Source organism: Spirosoma endbachense (assembly GCF_010233585.1).
Lineage (GTDB): Bacteria > Bacteroidota > Bacteroidia > Cytophagales > Spirosomataceae > Spirosoma > Spirosoma endbachense.
Genome location: NZ_CP045997.1, coordinates 4369332 through 4389148 on the forward strand (window position 1 = coordinate 4369332; position 19817 = coordinate 4389148).

16 protein-coding genes and 1 tRNA gene are annotated in these 19817 nt (G+C 48.4%); 8 read left to right on the forward strand and 9 right to left on the reverse strand.

What is annotated here, in order from left to right; genetic code table 11:
• Nucleotides 1–440: 440 nt before the first annotated feature.
• From GJR95_RS17620 to GJR95_RS17650, 7 genes are all read right to left on the reverse strand, one after another.
• Nucleotides 441–527, reverse strand: a tRNA-Ser gene (locus GJR95_RS17620).
• Nucleotides 528–598: 71 nt separating this feature from the next.
• Complete coding sequence (locus tag GJR95_RS17625; RefSeq protein WP_162387112.1) at nt 599–1669, reverse strand: asparaginase; 1071 nt, start codon at nt 1667–1669, stop codon at nt 599–601.
• A gap of 45 nt (nt 1670–1714) precedes the next feature.
• A complete protein-coding gene (locus GJR95_RS17630; RefSeq protein WP_162387113.1) occupies nt 1715–2536 on the reverse strand; it encodes a TatD family hydrolase in 822 nt (273 codons plus the stop codon).
• A 67-nt stretch (nt 2537–2603) separates the two neighbouring features.
• On the reverse strand, nt 2604–3623 hold the full coding sequence (locus GJR95_RS17635) for a glycosyltransferase (RefSeq protein WP_162387114.1): 1020 nt from the start codon (nt 3621–3623) through the stop codon (nt 2604–2606).
• A complete protein-coding gene (locus GJR95_RS17640) occupies nt 3610–4257 on the reverse strand; it encodes a polysaccharide deacetylase family protein (RefSeq protein ID WP_162387115.1) in 648 nt (215 codons plus the stop codon). The genes GJR95_RS17635 and GJR95_RS17640 overlap by 14 nt, the downstream gene beginning before the upstream one ends.
• A gap of 106 nt (nt 4258–4363) precedes the next feature.
• Nucleotides 4364–5485 carry a glycosyltransferase gene (locus tag GJR95_RS17645; protein ID WP_162387116.1) on the reverse strand — a complete coding sequence of 374 codons (1122 nt, stop codon included), beginning with the start codon at nt 5483–5485 and terminating at the stop codon, nt 4364–4366.
• Nucleotides 5482–6444: a lysylphosphatidylglycerol synthase domain-containing protein gene (locus tag GJR95_RS17650; protein ID WP_232541230.1), complete on the reverse strand. Its 963-nt coding sequence runs from the start codon at nt 6442–6444 to the stop codon at nt 5482–5484. The genes GJR95_RS17645 and GJR95_RS17650 overlap by 4 nt, the downstream gene beginning before the upstream one ends.
• A 46-nt stretch (nt 6445–6490) precedes the next feature.
• On the opposite strand from GJR95_RS17650, the gene ruvC reads away from it, so the two are divergent.
• Together ruvC and GJR95_RS17660 are read left to right on the forward strand one after the other, a co-directional pair.
• The gene (ruvC, locus tag GJR95_RS17655; protein ID WP_162387118.1) at nt 6491–7081 is read left to right on the forward strand and encodes a crossover junction endodeoxyribonuclease RuvC; all 591 of its coding nucleotides are present in this window, start codon (nt 6491–6493) and stop codon (nt 7079–7081) included.
• Between the two features lie 33 nt (nt 7082–7114).
• Nucleotides 7115–7540, forward strand: coding sequence for a secondary thiamine-phosphate synthase enzyme YjbQ (locus GJR95_RS17660; RefSeq protein WP_162387119.1), 426 nt, complete (start codon nt 7115–7117; stop codon nt 7538–7540).
• A 76-nt stretch (nt 7541–7616) separates the two neighbouring features.
• On the opposite strand, the gene GJR95_RS17665 is transcribed toward GJR95_RS17660, so the two are convergent.
• A complete protein-coding gene (locus tag GJR95_RS17665) occupies nt 7617–9644 on the reverse strand; it encodes a thioredoxin domain-containing protein (protein ID WP_162387120.1) in 2028 nt (675 codons plus the stop codon).
• 60 nt (nt 9645–9704) lie between these two features.
• Nucleotides 9705–11351: a T9SS type A sorting domain-containing protein gene (locus GJR95_RS17670; protein WP_162387121.1), complete on the reverse strand. Its 1647-nt coding sequence runs from the start codon at nt 11349–11351 to the stop codon at nt 9705–9707.
• A gap of 229 nt (nt 11352–11580) precedes the next feature.
• Between GJR95_RS17670 and GJR95_RS17675 the strand changes: the two genes are divergently transcribed.
• The 6 genes from GJR95_RS17675 (at nt 11581) to GJR95_RS17700 (ending at nt 19805) form a co-directional block, all read left to right on the forward strand.
• On the forward strand, nt 11581–12345 hold the full coding sequence (locus tag GJR95_RS17675) for a tyrosine-protein phosphatase (RefSeq protein WP_162387122.1): 765 nt from the start codon (nt 11581–11583) through the stop codon (nt 12343–12345).
• A 186-nt stretch (nt 12346–12531) separates the two neighbouring features.
• Nucleotides 12532–16701 carry a hybrid sensor histidine kinase/response regulator transcription factor gene (locus GJR95_RS17680; RefSeq protein ID WP_232541231.1) on the forward strand — a complete coding sequence of 1390 codons (4170 nt, stop codon included), beginning with the start codon at nt 12532–12534 and terminating at the stop codon, nt 16699–16701.
• A 457-nt stretch (nt 16702–17158) separates the two neighbouring features.
• Nucleotides 17159–17488, forward strand: a complete 330-nt coding sequence (locus GJR95_RS17685) for a LytTR family DNA-binding domain-containing protein (protein WP_162387123.1) — start codon at nt 17159–17161, stop codon at nt 17486–17488.
• Between the two features lie 215 nt (nt 17489–17703).
• The gene (locus GJR95_RS17690) at nt 17704–18069 is read left to right on the forward strand and encodes a LytTR family DNA-binding domain-containing protein (RefSeq protein WP_162387124.1); all 366 of its coding nucleotides are present in this window, start codon (nt 17704–17706) and stop codon (nt 18067–18069) included.
• 293 nt (nt 18070–18362) lie between these two features.
• Nucleotides 18363–18818, forward strand: coding sequence for a hypothetical protein (locus tag GJR95_RS17695; protein ID WP_162387125.1), 456 nt, complete (start codon nt 18363–18365; stop codon nt 18816–18818).
• 120 nt (nt 18819–18938) lie between these two features.
• On the forward strand, nt 18939–19805 hold the full coding sequence (locus GJR95_RS17700; RefSeq protein WP_162387126.1) for an alpha/beta fold hydrolase: 867 nt from the start codon (nt 18939–18941) through the stop codon (nt 19803–19805).
• The last annotated feature ends 12 nt before the right edge of the window (nt 19806–19817 follow it).

Genomic DNA, 19817 nt, shown 5'->3' on the forward strand with positions numbered 1-19817 from the left:
TTGCTGTGAAGGTGCATTGGAGTTTTACCGCAGTTACAGCGGAAACCAAACTCAAGCGGTGGTATGAGCAGGTGAATCCGGCTTGTAATCCAAGTTGATGTAAGGATTAAATTGGAAGAGTACTAGTTAGAAACCGGCCCTTTGCTGATTCATCTACTTTACCCTAGGCGTTTTCTGATATACCTCAACAAAAACGATCTGCATCCAGATGGATGCAGATCGTTTTTGTTGAGATGCAAACCTTGGATGTTGGGTTACAATGACATTGGCGAAACCAATAGTTTCAGGTTGTGTGCATAGTCGTAGCCACCACCCTATGGAGAGGGAATTGCCATCATGATGCGGCTTAACGAAATTAGTAAGAGTTGAAACGCTATTGCAATAGCCTAAAATATTAATGCGTAATACGCTTATTTACAGCATATTACGCATTAATAAAGCAGAGAGCGAGGGATTCGAACCCCCGGTACCCTTGCGAGTACTTCTGATTTCGAATCAGACCCGTTCGACCACTCCGGCAGCTCTCTTTTTCGTTTGGGAGTGCAAATATGCACGATTGTAATCTATAACGCAATACGATTCAACAAAAAAATAGCGCTCATTCGCTTATTTCGCCACTAAGTGATCGGGCAAGTAGCAATCGAACCTGAGCCGGATCACTTTCCTGACCCAGCAAAACCATCAGTTTAGTAATGGCCGCTTCGGTCGTACTATCTGCCCCGCTCACTACACCGATCTGCTCAAGCATCTTACTTGTCTGATAACGTCCCTGTGTCACTCGTCCTCCATTACACTGCGATACATTGTAAAGTACAACGCCCCGATCTGTTGCCTCTTTCAGGGTATCCAAAAACCAGCTATCGGTTGGGGCGTTGCCAGCACCGAACGTTTCGAGCACAACACCCCGCAAATTCCGGATGTTTACAATTGATTCGACAACCGGTTGGGTGATCCCAGGGAATAGTTTCAGAATCGTTACATTGGGGTCCAGTTCAGTTCGTATCCGTAGCGACCAATTCGATTGATATGGGCGGATAAAGGGTCTGTTATAGTCAATGCTAACGCCAGCCGTAGCCAGATGGGGGTAGTTCTCAGATGTGAACGCATTGAACTGCACACTCTCATGCTTGGTCGATCGATTCCCCCGCAACAGGAATGAGTTAAAATAAATGCAAACTTCCGGGACGACCGGACGCCCATCTTCCTGTGCAGCAGCAATTTCCAGTGCCGTGATAAAATTTTCACGGGCGTCAGTTCGTGCGATACCGATCGGTAACTGCGCTCCCGTCAGAATAACTGGCTTATTTAACCCGATGAGCATGAAACTCAACGCCGAGGCCGTGTAAGCCATTGTGTCAGTGCCATGAAGGATGACGAAACTATCATATTGATCGTAATTTTCTTCAATTATTCGGGCCAGTTCAACCCAGACGGCGGGTTTCATATTCGACGAATCGATGATCTCATGAAGCGTTAATATAGTAATCTCAATATCGAGTCGGTTTAACTCCGGAACACGATCCAGCACCTGTTCAAAATCAAAGGGGATCAGCTGACTTGCTTTGGGGTCATAGACCATCCCAAATGTCCCCCCGGTATAAATGACTAAAACCGACGAGCGGGGCTGCTTCGGTAGAACTGGATTTATGCGAACTGTTTTATATGGCATCCGGTAAGTGCATTGAATAGGACTAAATTCTTTTATTCGGATTGATCACTGTGGAAGCAAATTGGCGTAGAGCGTTGGAAGAAGTGATAATGCATTCGCCGTTGTGTGACGAGCCACGTCGTCTACACTAATTTGCTTAAGATCGGCTACACGCTGCGCAATAATCCGGATGTAGGATGGCTCGTTACGCTTGCCCCTGTAAGGAACCGGTGCCAGATACGGGGCATCCGTTTCCAGTACGATATGTGCCAAATCAACATGAGGCAGTACTTTGTCCAATCCTCCATTCTTGAACGTACTAACACCCCCAATGCCGAGCTTAAATCCCATCTCTATGGCGCGGTTCGCTTCATCGAGCGTGCCAACAAAGCAGTGAAAAATGCCGGTCAGTCCGGGAAGGGCAAGCTTCTCAATGACATCAGCAGCCTCCATAAACGCATTCCGATCATGACCGGAACGAGTATGCATGGAAACGGGGAGATTTTGTTCGGCCGCCCACCTGAGCTGGGTTTCGAAGGCAACAAACTGTTGGTCGACATACGTCGTATCCCAATAGAAATCCAGGCCAATTTCACCAACAGCCATGAAGGCGTTCCGGCTCAGGTATTCCTCAACAGCAGCCAGCTCATCTTCAACTGTTTCATTTACATAGGCCGGGTGCAGCCCCATCATGGGTAAGCACCGATCGGGATATTGTTCGGCCAAAGCCATCATACCCGGAACGGTTTCACGGGCGCAATTGGGCATCCATATCTGGCTGATTTGCTGCGATTCGGCCCGTTTTAGCATGGCATCCCGACCTCCCTGTGCAATGTCTTCATCAAACAGAGGGTCGTAAATATGGGCGTGGGTGTCGATAAGTATCATAGTCAATCGTGAGTGAGCCGTTTTCAGCAGCCAGCGCGGTCATTTGCGGTAATGTGTCTACCGAAGGCTACCTATAACTTCTTCCTTTCCAGGTAATTTTTGTTGGTAACCAGTAAAATAAGACCGCAATTGGGCCTATGATTAGTTGGTATACCTCAAAGAGCAACATATAGTGCCACAACTTGGTTTGACGCAGTCGGTTTAAACCGAACGAAATCACAAGTGTTTGAACGAATAATTTTGCGATATACAACCCAACTGCCAGTATTGGACTGATAAAAACAAGTATCAGCAATAGCGGCAAAATCATGTATTGAACGTAAAGTGAGCTGACAATCCAAACGGGGAGTTGAACTGCTCCGCGCATCCAGCGTTTGCGCTGGTGTAAAAACTGTTGAAAAGTATCGATCGTTTTTGTCCGGGCCAATACCTCCTCGTTCAGGACTGTCCGGAAGTCAAACCCCTGTTGAACAATGGCCCTGAACAGCGTATAATCTTCGACTACCGAAAAGGGCAATGATTCATACCCACCAACAGAGTCATAGGCGGTTCGGCTCACGGCCATATTGTTTCCCATGGCCGTAACCGGAATGCCCATAGTACTGACCAGGTATGTCAGCGTCAGATTATACAGCCAATCTATGGTTTGAAGTTTATCAACCAGTTTTGGGCCTTCCGGGAGGGTAACGCCAGTTACAATACCCACTTTACCGGTCAGACTCCGACGCAGTTCAGTTACCCATTCCGGAGAAACCTGCGTATCGGCATCGGTAAAAAAAAGATACGTCCCCTTCGCTTGCCGGGCCAGTTGCGCCAGCACATTTGCTTTCCCGCCTAGCCCGGTAAGCGTCTCCGTGATAGCTAGCAGACGGAACTGTGGTTTTTCGGCAATGAAAGCTGCAACGACTGAGCTGGTTTGATCTGTCGATTGATCATTACCGATAAGTACCTCCAGTTTATCGGCCGGAAAATTAAGCCGGGCAATAGCTTCCAGGCAACTCAGGATGGTCGTTTCTTCGTTACGGGCAGCAATCAGGATACTGACAGATGGATTTGCGCTGATGAGCTGTCGATCAGTATCCGGCATAAACGGGTTGTGGAACAGCGCGGAAGGAATAATCCCGCTCGGCAAAATGCGCCAGCATGCGCGGCAAAACATAGCGCATTGTCGGCCATGCTTTCAGACTGTCATGAAAAACAACGATGGAACCGGGTTCGGTATACTGAATTGTTTTACGCAGGCAGACCTCCGGGTGCAAACGCTGGTCGAAATCGCCACTCAGCACATCCCACATCACCACGGAATAATTTTCCATCACTTCGGCTGCCTGGGTCTTCTTGATCCGTCCATAAGGTGGTCGAAACAGGGATGTTTCAACGCCTAATTGCTGCTGGCATTTTTGGATATTTTTCAGATAGTTCTCATCCTCTGTTTTCCAGCCATTCAGGTGATTAAACGTATGATTACCGACCATATGTCCTGCTTCGAGAACTTTATAGAGCATATCGCGGTGTTTTCTGACATTGTCGCCAATGCAGAAAAACGTCGCCTGAGCCGCATAACGATCCAGTTGTTCCAGAACAAATTCTGTCACTTCCGGAATAGGCCCATCGTCGAACGTCAGATAAATGGTCGGTTCGGTACTATCCTCAATCTTCCACCAGAACTCGGGATAAACCGTCCGGAGCAAAAAGTTAGACTTATGCAGAAAGAAAGACAAATTAGTTTATTGTTTGTGGCTTTCGGTCTCTAGTTTTTAGAAGCAGGACTGGCTAACTTTTCTTCGTGCCAATCGTATTCTAAAGCTTGTAAACGGAAAAACCTGTTCAACTGAGTTCCCGCCCCTTCCAGCGATACCCTTTGCCCTGCGCAACCAGTCCAAAGAACACGACGTAGAATGGGTAAATCAATTGCGTCAGTGGTATGGTGATCACTGACGATTTTTTTTGTAAAAAAACAAGAACCAGACGTAAAAACAAAAACTCCGGCAGAACCTTCAGTCCAACAACGAAAAGAGTTGTGTTTCCGGTAAAAAAACCAGCCATCCAGCCTGCCAACGCTACTACGGGTGCCGCATTGCTCAGGAAAATAAATACAGCCAGTATTGTCGGGCTCCAACTCTGATACATACGCCATTTACTGGCCCAACGTTTCCTTTGGTTATAAAATGCCGACCACGAATGATGTGGAACTGTTCTGACAAGGGCATCAGCACTTTTAAGAAAGCCGACACCGGCCGGGTATCGAGCCGCAATCTTGTGCATCAGGAACTCATCATCACCCGACGCAAGCTGGTCGACACCCGCGAATCCGCCAACTTCCATAAAAACCTGTTTTTCATAACAAAGGTTAGCGCCATTGCACATGGTTGGTCGCCCAATTGTCATTGTAGTAGCCCCCGAACCAATCAGACTAGCGAATTCAACTGTTTGTAGTGAGTCAAAAAGGGTTCGATTGGTTGTAAAAGTTACTGGACCTGAGATTAGTTTCAAACCCGTTTTCCGGTAAAAAGCAGCAATGGTCAGGAGCCAGTCCGGGCCAACCCGGCAATCGCCATCGGTCGTGACAATCAACTCACCCCTCGCCCTAGCGATACTCTGGCTAATCGCCCGCTTTTTGGGTGACGCCGTTCGCTCATCGGCCAGCGGCAGCGCATGCAGCACAAACGACGCTGTGTGGGCATATTCCTGAACGATAGCTAATGTCTGATCAGTAGACGAATCATCGGCAACGATCACGTCGAAATTGGCATAGGTCTGTCGGTCCAGATCATCCAGCAAGGCACTAATGTTGTCTGCTTCATTGCGAACTGGAATGATAACCGTAATGAATGGCCCGTCTTTCAGACCGCCAGCAGCGTTAAAAGTGGGCATCCTGAGCCAGGTCAGCCAGAGCGTGAACGTAAAAAGCGCGTAGAGAAGGCTAACCGCCAGCAGGATAGTTGTCATTCAGCGGTCAGTTTCAATTTCCATACCCAGATCAATCCAATCAAAACCGGAGTTAACACATTAGCGAACCATACCGTTAATGTAGCCGTCAATAATACAGGAGCAGGCACGTTGAATGGGGCGAAGACCCACAATGATGCGGCTTCCCGAACACCCAGATCACTCAGCAGATTAAACGCTGGTGTAATCGTTTTAGCCAGAAATACTAACCCAATACCTGACGCAGATTCAGCCACTGGCAAAACTATGCCGAGCAATCGAAATGCCAGATAAAACTGGAAGGAAAAGACAAGATACCGAATGGTAGCAACCCCAAGAGCCAGTGCAATTTCACGATTGCTGTACTGCCCGGCCACCGCCCAATAGTCCGCAAATCGAGCCGCACCTGCTCTATTTTCCAGCCAGTGGATCAGCGGACGGCGGACTAATCCGAACACGATGCCCCCTCCCGATAATCCAGCCAGAATCAGTAGCAGGAGTTCCCCACCCGAAGAAGCCCGCTCTGGCACAACCGTCAGGTGGTGCGCCCAGGCAACAGTTCCGAATACCAGAGCGACATAGAACTGCATTCCGCCCGACACCAGCGAAGCTCCCACCGCACCCGTTCGGTTGGTACGCAGCGATAGCACCCGGCCAGCCGTATCGCCCAATTGAGCAGGAAGAGCGAACCCCAGCGCGACACCGGCCAATACGCCCTTATAAGCTCCCCAAAAGTTGACCCCTTCAACCCGACGGAGAAGAATCTGCCATTTAAGCGCTTCAAACCCCCAGTTGACGGGTGTGAGTACGACCAGAGCGACTGCCCAACGTTCGGGGTAAGCGACCGTTCGGAGCTGATGCTGCACAATGGACCAATCGAACCGCTGCTGTCGCAAAACGTAACCGATATAGGCCACAAGTCCGGCAAAAACGACGATTTTAGCCCAAAAGATGATTTTTTTAGATGGTTTCAGCGACAAAACGTATGAGAACACGTTACTTTGCAAAGAGCACAACGCCACGTCCATGATAATTACTCCCAAGCCAGCTAATGTTCTCCCGGAAAAAATAATTCTGGGAGTCGATCCGGGCACACAGATTGCCGGTTATGGCATTATTTCGGTAAAAGCGGGGGTAATGACCATGATTCAGTACGGTGTTGTTCAACTGAGCAAATATAGTACCTACCAGCTGAAGCTCCAGAAACTCTACGAAACCATCCTGCGACTGGTTGATGAATACCACCCCGACGAGATGGCTATTGAGGATCCATTTTTCGGCAAGAATGTGCAGGCCATGCTTAAGTTAGGCCGGGCACAGGGAGTTGTTATGGCCGCTGCTTTATCGCGCAATATACCCATCGTTGAATACGCGCCCCGGCGAATTAAACAGTCGGTGACGGGTAATGGAAACGCCAGCAAGGAGCAGGTTTCACAAATGGTCAGCCACTTGCTGCGCGAGAATCTGGACCCAAAGTTTTTTGATGCAACTGATGCGCTCGCCATTGCGGTATGCCACCATTTTCACGAAAATGCGTTGCCAAAAGTATCGGGCAAAAAGACGAAAAAAGGCGCGTGGGGTGGATTTGTCAGTGAAAATTCGGACCGGATACTGTAGTGTTTGTTCGCGCTCGTATTGCCTGAACCAGGTATGCCTACCTTCCAGAAAACCATTCATCTCCCCGCCTACCCCCGCGGCTTTCACCTGATTACCCGCCTTGTTGAGCGCGAGTTTACGGACATCCTGCAGATTCGGGTTGGGATGCTGCATGTGTTCATTCAGCACACCTCGGCCAGTCTGACCATCAATGAAAATGCTGATCCAACGGTCCGGGGCGATTTTGAGCGTTTTTTCAATAAGACGGTTCCCGAAAATGCCCCCTATTATCAACACGATTACGAAGGCTCCGACGACATGCCCGCTCACCTGAAAGCGGCTATGCTGGGCCATTCGGTTTCTATTCCGATCACAAACGGACGGCTAAACCTCGGAACCTGGCAGGGCATATACTTAGGCGAACACCGCAACAATGGCGGCCGTCGAACACTCGTTCTAACAGCCTGGGGAGAAGGATAAGTGAGCAGTAGGCAGTCTTCAGTTGGCAGTAGAAGGCGTATCTGCTTACTGCCTTCTGAAGACTGCTCCCTGCCAACTAACGAAGTAACTGCCACACTTCCGCAACACTCGTTACCGGCAACTGGCAGGCACGGTTGTAGCAAACATAAACGGCGGTTTTGCCATTAATAGCGCCCCGCTGTTGCAACAGGGGAAGATCACTTTTATCAGTTGTGCCACAGAGCACTTTGTTCGGATAAAACTCACCATCCAACTCACTACGCAACTGCTCAGCATCAGGCCCAACTATAGCGATTTCAGCCGTTGGCCTGACTCGTAAGGCAAACAGGGAAGCCCAGTTAGTCAGATAATCGGCGTTCTGCTGAACCAGTGGCTGCACACGACCCAACATCCGGTCGGCCCGCTCAGCATAGGCAGGCCGTTCCAGGAGCAGGCTTAACGCATACAGATTTTCGGCCATCATCGAATTCGACGCTGGAATCACATTGTCAAACAGTTCCTTGCGCCGGGCGATGAGTTCTTCGCCGTTCTTATCTGTGAAGAATAACAGATCATCGGCCGACGGATCTGAGTCAGCAAAGTTTGTCAGTACATATTGTGTTAACCGGTCTGCTTCAGTTAGCCAGCTTTCAGTGAATGTAGCCTGGTAGAGCGCGATTAGCCCATCGATAACGGCCGCGTAATCGTCAAGAAAACCAGCCTGCCGGGCTCGGCCATTCTTATAGGTATGCCAGAGACGACCATTCCGGCTATCGTGCATGTTTTTCAGCAGAAAATACGCCAGGCGTAACGCTAGTGTCAGGAATTCGGGTTCACCAAACACCCGGTACGCCGTAGCCAGTCCTTTCAACATCAGTCCATTCCAGGAGCAGAGAATCTTGTCGTCAAGGCCGGGGCGGATGCGCTCATCACGGACGCGCATCAGCCGTGTATGACTGGCATCCAGTCGAACAGTCAAGTCGGACAGCGACCAGTCCATTCGTTCGGCAAAGGATTCATCAGATTCTGTCCGATGCAGAATATTTCGTCCGTGCTCCCAGTTGCCCTCATCGGAGAGATTGTATAAATCGGCAAACCAGTCATAGTCATCGCCGAGAATGGCCTGTAGCTCTGGCGTCGTAAACGTATAAAACTTACCTTCTACACCCTCGCTATCGGCATCAAGCGCCGAATAAAAGCCCCCTTCCGGGCTTAGTAACTCTCGTTGTGCAAAGGCAATTGTCTGATACACAACATGTCTGTATAGTGGACTTTTGGTCAGACTATAGCCTTCGGCATACAACGTCAGTAGTTGTCCGTTGTCATAGAGCATTTTCTCGAAATGAGGGGCAAACCAATCGCCATCGGTCGAGTATCGGGCAAAACCACCGCCCAGTTGATCATAAATACCACCGAGCGCCATTCTGTCGAGGGTTAAACGCACCTTGTGCAAAGCCGCATCATTGCCCGTAACGTCATAATAGCGAAGCAGAAACCGCCAGATACTGGGCATCGGAAACTTGGGAGCCCGGCGCATTCCGCCCTTTTCGTCATCGGCTTTAACGGCCACCTTGCGGTAGAGGACATCGAGCGTTTCGGGCGAATATAACGGATCACTTTGGGTCAGGCCGTAGCGATCGGCATCGGTCAGGTTAAGCTCGCGGGCAAATCCTTCGGCCGATTGTTCAAGATCAGGTCGGTGTTCTTCGTAGGCATCGCGGATGCTGCTCAACAGGTTCACCCAGTTTTTCTGGGGCAGATAAGTGACACCGTAGAACGGCTTGGCATCGGGCATCAGAAACACATTGAGCGGCCAGCCCCCCTGTACACCCATCGCCTGTACGGCATCCATATAAATGGCGTCAACATCCGGTCGTTCTTCCCGGTCCACTTTTATACAGACAAACTTTTCGTTCATCACTCGTGCAACCTCTTCCTTCTCGAACGATTCACGTTCCATCACATGGCACCAGTGGCAGGCCGAATAGCCAATACTGACCAGAATGGGTTTATCTTCCGTGATGGCCCGGTTTAATGCTTCCTCGCCCCACGGATACCAATCAACCGGATTATGGGCATGCTGAAGCAGATAAGGACTTGTTTCGTTTATTAGTTGATTGGGCATAACTAAGTGGGCAGTTTACGGCAGGTAATACTTCATCCGCAATTCATACGGACGTTTACCTCAATGGGTTATTAAGATCCGCTGGGAATGGTTTCCTGTGGTGTTTTGTATTCTGAGTATATATAAACCAGCGGGCAATTGTGCAACATTCAACTGCTCCTTAACACTGTTAACCGCCTTTTTTACGACGCTCTGGCCTTGTATAGTAACTAACTCAAGTTCGGTTGGGGTGTTTGGCAACTGCGGAAATGTTAGGGTAACTATATTGCTAACGGGATTCGGCGATACCGTCACCAAACCCAGTTTCGGCTCAGTTGCTGTTAGGGCACTCATATCGAATCGGCAGAGATACACCTCACGTCCAGTCAGTTCGATGGTTCGCTGCCAGTATTTATACCGCACAACAAGGCTGGTTTTCTGCCCTTCTTCGGCGTAGGAGTTCTGAGCCGCAATCAGGATGTTGTTTTCCTTAACCACTCCACGCCAAACGGGTAGTTTTTTATCCATTAGATCGCGGGCGGGCGTTTCAATGACCAGTTCATACGCTCCCTGAAACATATCGGCAAACCGCGAAAGCCGATAGAGCCCATGCGTGAAGTGTTCATAAGCCGCGTAGGTATCGGTCCGGGTTTGTTCGAGCCCCGGATTTTCCCAAAGCCACAGACCCGATGCACCCGAAAAAAAAGGGAAAATGGCTGTTGCTTCCGCCATAAACGGCTGTATGAAATTTGGGTAACTACTCGAACTATCATGATACCGGAGCCAAACCCAGGGCACAACAGGTTTATTACTCCAGGCCCGATTCACCTCCACCTGAAACAGCAGGTAAGACAGATAATCGCGTGCAAGTGGATTCGGATAGTCGTAATAATAGTAGGATGATGGCGACAACGCGTCCAGTTGAGTATAATAGGGCCCGCCCACCGCTCGATCGGTCGAATCTTTCACCAGGTAATTAACCCGGCTAAGGTTCGTCGTCCAGTCGGTCCAGCTGTTGCCAATCACGTTAAGATAGGTATTCAGGATGGGGGTATCGGCGTAACTGCTGACGATTGTATTCGTTAGATCGGTATGCTGACGAACGTATTTAAGCCCTTCGGCATAGAGATTCCGAATGGCATTCTTGTAGGCTATCAGAAAATCGGCATCCGATAACTGGCGGTAAACGGCAGGCACTGTCGATTCTTTTTTGAGGGCCAGAATCCGCGTATCGCTTGGCAATATGCGCTCAATGTCGAGTGAGAACCGGTTGAATGGTATCCTGTATTGCCCGGCCGAATTCGTTTGTCCTCCAGACAGGCCAGCCAGATAGCTGTCCCATTTCGTTCTGTAAGCACTCAGATCATTGTTCCAGGGGCTGGAGAGCGTCTCCCACGGCTGATTGATCCCGGTCGCAAAGCCATAATAAACAATAGCGCGCTGTTGGGCCGTAACCAATGTGCCAACCTCATTATCCTTCACCGAAACCAGATGACTGAACCCATGCCGGAGCGGGCTTGCCTGCTGGTCCGTAAATCGGGGACCACCATAAATGACCGGAAACGGCAACGTGAAATCTGGAAATTTACTCCATTCGATCTGATTCGGCTGACTTACGGGTGTGAATGTCAACCGGTCGGCACAGACGGTCTGGGCTACCGAATCGGGAGTAAGCAATTCCAGTAAACAAACGATATAGCCAGCAACAAGGACAAGCGGAACGCGCATACTGCATTTTTTTCGCCAAAACTATCCTAAAAAACTCGTGAAACGATGGTTTCCCCTTTTTCTGAGCGTAGAGTGCTTCGTCATGTAACTTCTCTGGCTTTATCGTCTTCATATATCAGACCTAACGCCCAAAGTAGTAAAGTTAACCTCTACCCTGCCTTTCAGTTAAACAATGTGTTTAACCAAACCATTACGTAAGTAACAACGAACTTCGTACATTTGTCCTTACATGCTTACGAAAAGCTTTTGGCAACGATTTATACCATACGCTAAGGCCCCCGACACGAAACAGAATGTTTGTTTCTGGCAGGTTGACCTACATTCACATCTATTGCCCAGTCTGGACGATGGCGTTAAAAGTCCCGAAGAAACGTTGATCTGCCTCAGGCAACTAGCCGATTGGGGTATTCAGAAAGTCATTACGACCCCACACGTTAGCCGCGACTGGTATCCCAACGGTACGACTGCTATCCGGCAAGGCCTGGCAACGGTCCAGGAACTCATTGCTCAGGAACAGCTTCCTATAACCATCGAGGTTGCCGCCGAGTACCTTCTCGATGACTTCTTTCTGGATTTTCTCAACAAGAATGATATTCTTTATTTTGGCAATAAACGCTACATTCTCATCGAAACGGGCTGGTCGTCTCCTCCCCTTCGCCTGAATGATATGCTGTTTCGCATCCAGACCCACGGCTACATCCCCGTGCTAGCCCATCCGGAACGTTACGCCTATTATCACACCGACAAAGCGGTTTTAATGCGGTTACGGGATATTGGCTGTTTGTTTCAGCTAAACTGGATGTCGCTTTGCGGACGTTATGGCTCCCATGTTGAGAAACAGGCGCGATATTTACTCAATCAGCACTGTATCGACTTTATTGGTAGTGATCTGCACCGACCCGGCGACCTGAAAACCATGGAACGGTTGTTCAAACCAGCTGACCTCAAGCTGCTGGAAGAACAACCGCTGCTCAATGCGTCGTTAATGATCTGATTTCCTGCATCGAAAAAACGCGTAATTAATGGATTGCCAATCAAAATAGAATCAGGTGAGCGTAATCAGGTATAGTTCGGGCCGGGATTATGCCGAAGTACACCAAAACCAGTAGAACAAAATAAGTAGAACGATATGAGTAAAAATCTTATATTGACTGACAGATAGCATTGTCAATCAGCACGAATGCCAAACGAATACCACCGGCCTAACCTAACCTTACGAAACGATTTTCTAACTTTTACGGGGTTCTTACGTCTGTTTGTGCGTAGAATGAGCTTCGTTGATGAATGGAGAATTGATAGGAATCAACGTGTATGGTTTTTAACTCATCGTGTTTGGCTACTACTCGCGCTTACACTGGTTTTAGTGTGTCCGGTTGCATTGGCCCAGACAACCGGCATTCGCTTTAACCACCTGTCGATTAAAGATGGGCTTTCTCACAATTCGGTCAACTCCATTCTTCAGGATAGTGATGGGTTCATGTGGTTCGGCACGAACGATGGACTCAATAAGTACGACGGCTATACTTTCACGGTATTTCAGCCCAATTCGGCAACGCTAACCACGAGCTTCCATAGTAATCGGGTGTCGGGGCTCTGTGAAGATAAAGCGCACCGATTATGGGCCGTGACGGAAGGAAGCGGTCTGTATGAGGTTGATCGAAAAACCGGCCGTATGATCCCCCATACGATTCGGGGCCAGAATGCTCATCGATGGAATAACCAATTATCGGTTTTTGCTGATAGTCAGGGCCTTCTTTGGCTCAGTACCTATAATGGCCTTGCCCGGTATGATCCTGACCGGCACTACTTCAGGCTATATCCGTCACCACATCGGGAGATGCCCATTAAAAGCGTTTTTGAAGACCCCCAACATCGTTTGTGGGTAGCTACGTTTAAAGGTCTGTATGCATTCAGTCGGGAAACCGGGTCATACAAACAGCTAACCTGGCCCGCAAAAAATGGGCAGCAGCCAGTCTTTAATTCATTCTACCTGGATGCCAGTCAGACGCTCTGGCTCGGTACTGCCGGGGATGGGCTGTTTCAACTGAACCTACGCAGCCCTTCCCTACAGTTGATAGCCTATAATCCGAATGGCAGCATAAATCGATACATCTGTTTGAATGCTGTCCGTAGTGATGCACAGGGCAGGATATGGGTCGGTACAACCGATGGTTTACAGTGCGTTCATCCGGCGCTTCACCAGGTTGTGACGTATAGGCCAGAGGGTAATCAACCCAATGGACTGAGTAGTACGAATATTCAGACCGTTTATTGCGATCGAAGCGGCACAATATGGGCAGGCACGGATAATGGAATTGATCAGCAGGCTTCGAATCGAAAACCATTCGGTGTCTATCAGGTGAAATTGAGTATTGGTTCAGCCAACCTCCTGGAGAATAAAGTCAATACCCTGCTGATCGATCAAAAAAATCAACTCTGGCTCAGCAATCAGCATACGGTTTATCGAACAGATGCCGCTCAGAAACGGCCTATGGCGATTCCTGCCTCGGCTTTTGGTACAACGAATCAGCACACGAACTATATTTTTTCGATGTTGCCCGACTCATCGGCAGGCATCTGGTTTAGCACCTGGGATGGTTTATACCATTATCACCAGCCATCAAATCGATACGAAGGTTACCCAGCTGAGGTTCCTGGTCAATTAATCAGCCGAGCCCCAAACGGCAATATCTGGATCGGGGGCGAAGGCGGTATCGCGTCTTTTAATCCCAGAACCCATCAGTACTCTTATTTCAAACATGAGCCAGGCAAAAAAACGGGCCTCCCCGACAAGTTCGTCTATGCACTGCTGGCCAGCCAGACGGGCGATATCTGGGTGGGCATAAATGGCAAGGGGATTAGTCGATTAGATCCAGAGACATCGCACTTTACGCACTATGAGGCCGGATTAACAGCTGGCCAGTTAAACAACAATGAAGTGCTCACCTTTTATGAAGACACGAAAGGCATAGTCTGGGCGGGTACGAATCAGGGTGGATTGAACCGTTTCGATCCCAGAACGGGCTTATTTTCCCATTTTACGACTCAGGATGGCCTTCCCAGTAACCGTGTTGTTGGTATTACGGGCGATAAAGCAGGTTATTTATGGGTAAGCACCAACAAAGGCCTCTGTCGGTTTGACCCCCGCACTAAAACGATCAGAACCTACGACAATAATGTTGGACTTGCCAGCAATGAGTTCCTGGAAAATGCCGTCTTTAGTCACCAGAATCGACTTTATTTCGGCAGTTTGAACGGGCTCGTTTCGTTTAGTCCAGATAGCATTCGGGAAAATAGCAACACGTTTCCAGTGGTCCTCACCGATTTTAAAGTGATGAATCAGAGCAGGCCGCTGACAGATACGATCATCAGCCTGAATCATAATGAGAATTTCCTGTCTTTTGAGTTTGCCGCTTTAACGTATACCCTTCCCCAGCAAAGCCGGTACGCCTATAGGCTCGTTGGGCTTGACGAAAACTGGATTCAAAGTGGTACCCGCCATTTTGCCAACTACACGAACCTGACTCCCGGAGACTATACATTCCAGGTAAAAGCCTCGACCAGTGATGGACTCTGGAATGATAAAAAAGCCGTTGTTCATCTGACTATTCGTTCGCCCTGGTGGGCAACCTACTGGGCTTATTTTGGGTATACACTCCTGGCTGGTGGCTTCATTCTGGGTTACCTGCGTTTCCAGACAGAACGAATTCGCCAACGGCAGGAGATCGAACTTCAACGACGGGAAGCCGAGCAGCTAAAGACCGTCGATGAACTAAAAAACAGGTTCTTTGCCAACATCACCCACGAGTTTCGTACACCGTTGTCATTGATCATTTCACCCGTTGAAAAACTTCTTCAGGAAACAGGCATCAATCCATTAATTCGACAGACCTTATCGCTGGTGAACCGGAATGCCCAGCAATTACTGGGACTTATCAACCAACTCCTGGATCTAGCCAAGCTTGAAGCCGCCAGCATGCCCATTGTGCTGATGCATGGTAAAGTAGAGGATTTCGTTCAGCAACTTGTCGATTCTTTTCAGCCCGCTGCTGACCAAAAAGGGCTACTACTAACCTATACGGCTGACAGTCTGCTGGACGAACAACAGTTTGATGCCGACAAGTGGAGTAAAATAGTGCTCAACCTGCTATCGAATGCGATAAAATTTACGCCATCAGGTGGGCACATTACGGTTTCGCTCAAGCCGTTAGCTGATTCTATTTCGAAAGACCAAACCACGACCTTACAATTCATCGTTTCAGACACTGGTACGGGAATTTCTGCCGAAGCCCTTCCCTATATTTTCGACCGTTTTTATCAGGTCGATACGTCACATACCCGAGCCTATGAAGGCACTGGCATTGGCCTGGCTTTAGTCAAAGAATTAACGGAGCTGATAGGCGGCACCATTGATGTCGAAAGTCAACCCGGAAACGGCACTACGTTTACACTGCTTTTACCGGTGCAACAAGCGACACTTGAGGATGGAGTTCCTGTATCTACCTTACCCTCCTCCCACTCGCTCCTCACGGATCGAAGCCCCGAGTTACTGACCAGTTCATCGGACGATGCCGTTGAAACTGCATTGATCGATCTTACGTCGGCACCGTTACTCCTTCTGGTGGAAGATAACCAGGATCTGAGTGGATTTCTGGTTAATGAACTAGCAACTTCCTACCGGATCATTACCGCATCGAATGGCGAAGAAGGCTGGCAGTTAACGCAGGCTGAGCTCCCCGACATCGTGATATCGGATGTAATGATGCCCGTTATGGACGGTTATGAACTCACGCGCCGTATCAAAAGCGACCCATCAACCGACCATATTGCCGTACTTCTGCTAACGGCGAAAGCATCGCAGCCCAATCGTATGATGGGTTTAGGGGAAGGTGCCGATGATTACCTGAGTAAACCGTTCCATTTGGGTGAACTTCAGTTGCGTTTACGCAATCAGATCAGGCGTCAGGAGAAACTGCGCGAACAGTATCATCAGCAACTCATCCAGCCCGATGCCGTCTCATTGTCCGCACCAGCGCAGAACCTGTTTCTTGATCGCATCTATAAGTTACTGGAAGAAAATCTTAGCGACAACTCACTAACGGTTGACTGGCTGGCCGATGAAATGGCGATGAGCCGTAAAACACTTTATCGCAAAATTGACAGCCTGACTCATCTGGCGCCAAACGAACTGATCCGTCATTACCGGCTTCGGAAAGCCGTCGATTTATTAAAGTCTGGCCATAATGCTACGGAAACGGCTTACCTCGTTGGCTTTAAAACGCCATCGCATTTCTCTACCGTTTTCAAGGAATACTACAAAAAAACACCTTCCGATTTCCTGTCAAATTAATCAAGCTCCAGCCTCGATCATTACCCAACCCAGCTCATCCCGCTGATTTTCCATTTTTTATTCGTCCTGTAATTTTACCATAGATGCTTTAAATAAAGCAAATAAAGAGGGGCATGTCCCAAATTTGATAGAAACTGTCCCAAATTGATAAGTGCATTTCTATAGTCTCTGGATACTTTTGGGTTGTTAAAGAGGGGATTTCCCCATGCAACCGTAGAGCCCTGTTCAGTTGACAAAGCCAACGAACAATTTACTTCGCTTTCTGCCTATATCCACACGTTTACTTCCCCGGCTGGGTTTACTCTGAGCAGGCTCTCTATCTCTTTCAATCCAACCCTGGCCAACAAAAAACGCATCCGAACGGAAAAATACAATTTACAAAACAAACTGTTTACAACCCGTTTCTTAGTCAGATTGGCTACTACTCACTAAATATTCACACGATCCTATATTGATTATGCAAGCAAGACCGGGTGCAGGCGTACGCCACCAGATTGAGCCAGACAGTGTGATCGCAATCACCGCTGATGGGAATTATAGTTATATACACCTGATCAATGGCGAGCGTTTATACGTTAGCCGAACGCTTAGCTGGTTTACACAGCGATGGCCTGAATTGCTTCGGATTCATAAGCATGCCCTGATCAATCCAGGATTTATTAATCAATATCAGCTAAAAATGGGCAAACGGCCAATTGGCCACGTTGTTATGAAAACCAATTTACGGCTTGAGGTATCCCGTCGGCGTATCAGGGAACTTGAAACTTTCCTGGGGCATCAATCCTGAACCGGAATGACCCGTAATCGCAAACTACGTAACTCCCGCAAAAGTCACCATTAATTAATTTATTGTATATATGAAATTAGCTATTTATTTTGCACCTATAAGCTGGATATGAACTAAATAAAACTCGATTGCAACTGAAACGAAAGTTCATGCCTCTATATCAACGACCTATCTGTTGATTCGCAAAAAAATAAGCCATAATAAACACTACTTATTTGTCTACACTTACTAATCCATCCAGCCTTTACCGCGTTGAAGTTCCATCCTTTACGCATTTAAGACCAAATACCCAGATTGTTTATCTCCGGGGTTCTGTTCAGTACACGTATATTTACTATGAGGATGGCCAGGTTGATCTGATGAGCTATTCGATTAAGCGGTTATCGGCATTACGTCCAAATCTACTGAGGGTTCATAAAGGGTATGCGGTTAACCCGGCCTACATTGTCAATATCCGACATGCAAATCTTCGCGATACCGACTTGACGGTACAGCTAAACAACAAACAGATTATTATACCCGTATCCCGTCGACAGGCCAAAGTGGTCATTTCGGCTTTACGATTATCCTGGGCCAATTGATGCGATAATCCGACTTAGTCTCTCTAGTGCTGAGGATTCTCTTTTTGCTTTACTTCTTTCGTTCGGCGGTGAGCGAAAGGACTTTGTTTTTTACAGCTCAGCCATCAACTGGATTTACGCTCTATTTTTATTTCGCATTCGAGATTCTCCAGTTCTTTCTTCGTACAATAGCTATGTTTTTTCCCTAAAACTAGTGAATTTTAGGGCGGCTGATCGATTAGCGGTAAACGAATAGTATGGTTACGTTCGTTTTATCCATCAGTAAAATCATGTACATCCGCTATTACTCTACTATGAAGCACTTTCGCAATGTTATCCTCTTGATGTCATTAATGGTCGGTCTGTTGAACTGCAAAAATGATGACGGCAATAACCCGGCACCCACAGCTGCCTCGCAAACTGAACTGTTGGTTTCTAATAAATGGCTGCTTCAGCGAGTGGCAACCAGCGATGACAAGACCATTGGCAAGAACCAGATGAATACAACGACTTTCCTGCTTTTTGAGCTGGATATGCAGTTTTATGCCGACAATACAGTTAAAGCCATCAATCATTTGACGGGTAATATTCCGAACGGTGGCACCTGGAAACTGGCTGCCGACAACAAGTCAATTGATGTGGACGTAATTGGTTTCAAAGGTAATTTTCCAATTCTGGTGCTGAATCGGACCAAGCTTACACTCCGCCAGCGGGCTCCTGTTAGTGGCGTAGAATCAGACATTAATCTGGAATTCGCGCCTTCGCTGTGATTTTGTATATTGTCAGCTTTGTATGTCAGATCTGCCATTGAAACCCATTTCCAATGGTTCTAGTATTTGCCTGACGAACGAAGTTTCACAAACATACAATCTATTTACAGTCAATAGGATATGCCACTTCTCCGATTTGAAACAGAGCCGGGTTTCTTTGTCACAGCCGACGCTGAAGGTGACTCCGCCCACCCGCCTGTGCTACTGCTCCATGGGGGTGGCCAAACACGCCATTCGTGGGGTGATACCGCCCGTTTTCTGGCCGATGCCGGCTGGTATGCGATCGCGCTCGATGCGCGTGGCCACGGTGACAGCGATTGGTCGGCCGAGGGGCATTATGAGATTGACTACTTAGCCCGTGATTTACGAGCGGTGATTGCTCAACTCGACCAGAAACCTGCCCTGGTAGGTGCATCGATGGGGGGCATGACGGCACTCATCGCCGAAGGTGAACGACCAGCCGGTACTGACCCTATCTGTTCGGCTATTGTTCTCGTCGATATTGCCCCGCGCGCTGAGCAGAAGGGTATCGAGCGCATTTTTGCGTTCATGAGTCGCAATTTGAGCGGGTTTGCCAGTCTGGACGAAGCTGCGGAAGCTGTAGCCTCCTATCTTCCCCATCGTCCCCGGCCGTCGGATCATAGTCGCCTTGAGAAAAATCTTCGCTTTCGCCAGGGGAGGTATTATTGGCATTGGGACCCCAGCATGCTCAATTTATGGCGCCAGCATACGGGGCCTGCTCACAATACCCGAAACGAAGAACGACTCTACCGGGCTGCCCACTCGTTAACGGTTCCGACGTTGATTGTGCGGGGTGGAATCAGTGATGTTGTGAGCGAAAAGGTGATGATCGAATTTTTAGATACCGTGCCTCATGTTCAGAGCGTCAGTGTAGCCGATGCTGGCCATATGGTTGCCGGAGATTCTAATCATGCCTTTACGCGGGCCGTAATCAATTTTTTAACGAGTGAATTAGCGGCTAAGTAATTGACTTATTAA

What these genes read in the sequence shown, in the direction of transcription:
- GJR95_RS17625 (WP_162387112.1), bottom strand. Translation starts at nt 1,669, where the DNA reads ATGCCATATAAAACAGTTCGCATAAATCCAGTTCTACCGAAGCAGCCC.
- GJR95_RS17635 (WP_162387114.1), bottom strand. Translation starts at nt 3,623, where the DNA reads ATGCCGGATACTGATCGACAGCTCATCAGCGCAAATCCATCTGTCAGT.
- GJR95_RS17630 (WP_162387113.1), bottom strand. Translation starts at nt 2,536, where the DNA reads ATGATACTTATCGACACCCACGCCCATATTTACGACCCTCTGTTTGAT.
- GJR95_RS17675 (WP_162387122.1), top strand. Translation starts at nt 11,581, where the DNA reads ATGCTTACGAAAAGCTTTTGGCAACGATTTATACCATACGCTAAGGCC.
- GJR95_RS17660 (WP_162387119.1), top strand. Translation starts at nt 7,115, where the DNA reads ATGCCTACCTTCCAGAAAACCATTCATCTCCCCGCCTACCCCCGCGGC.
- GJR95_RS17700 (WP_162387126.1), top strand. Translation starts at nt 18,939, where the DNA reads ATGCCACTTCTCCGATTTGAAACAGAGCCGGGTTTCTTTGTCACAGCC.
- GJR95_RS17680 (WP_232541231.1), top strand. Translation starts at nt 12,532, where the DNA reads ATGCCAAACGAATACCACCGGCCTAACCTAACCTTACGAAACGATTTT.
- GJR95_RS17670 (WP_162387121.1), bottom strand. Translation starts at nt 11,351, where the DNA reads ATGCGCGTTCCGCTTGTCCTTGTTGCTGGCTATATCGTTTGTTTACTG.
- GJR95_RS17695 (WP_162387125.1), top strand. Translation starts at nt 18,363, where the DNA reads ATGAAGCACTTTCGCAATGTTATCCTCTTGATGTCATTAATGGTCGGT.
- GJR95_RS17645 (WP_162387116.1), bottom strand. Translation starts at nt 5,485, where the DNA reads ATGACAACTATCCTGCTGGCGGTTAGCCTTCTCTACGCGCTTTTTACG.
- GJR95_RS17685 (WP_162387123.1), top strand. Translation starts at nt 17,159, where the DNA reads ATGCAAGCAAGACCGGGTGCAGGCGTACGCCACCAGATTGAGCCAGAC.
- ruvC (WP_162387118.1), top strand. Translation starts at nt 6,491, where the DNA reads ATGATAATTACTCCCAAGCCAGCTAATGTTCTCCCGGAAAAAATAATT.
- GJR95_RS17665 (WP_162387120.1), bottom strand. Translation starts at nt 9,644, where the DNA reads ATGCCCAATCAACTAATAAACGAAACAAGTCCTTATCTGCTTCAGCAT.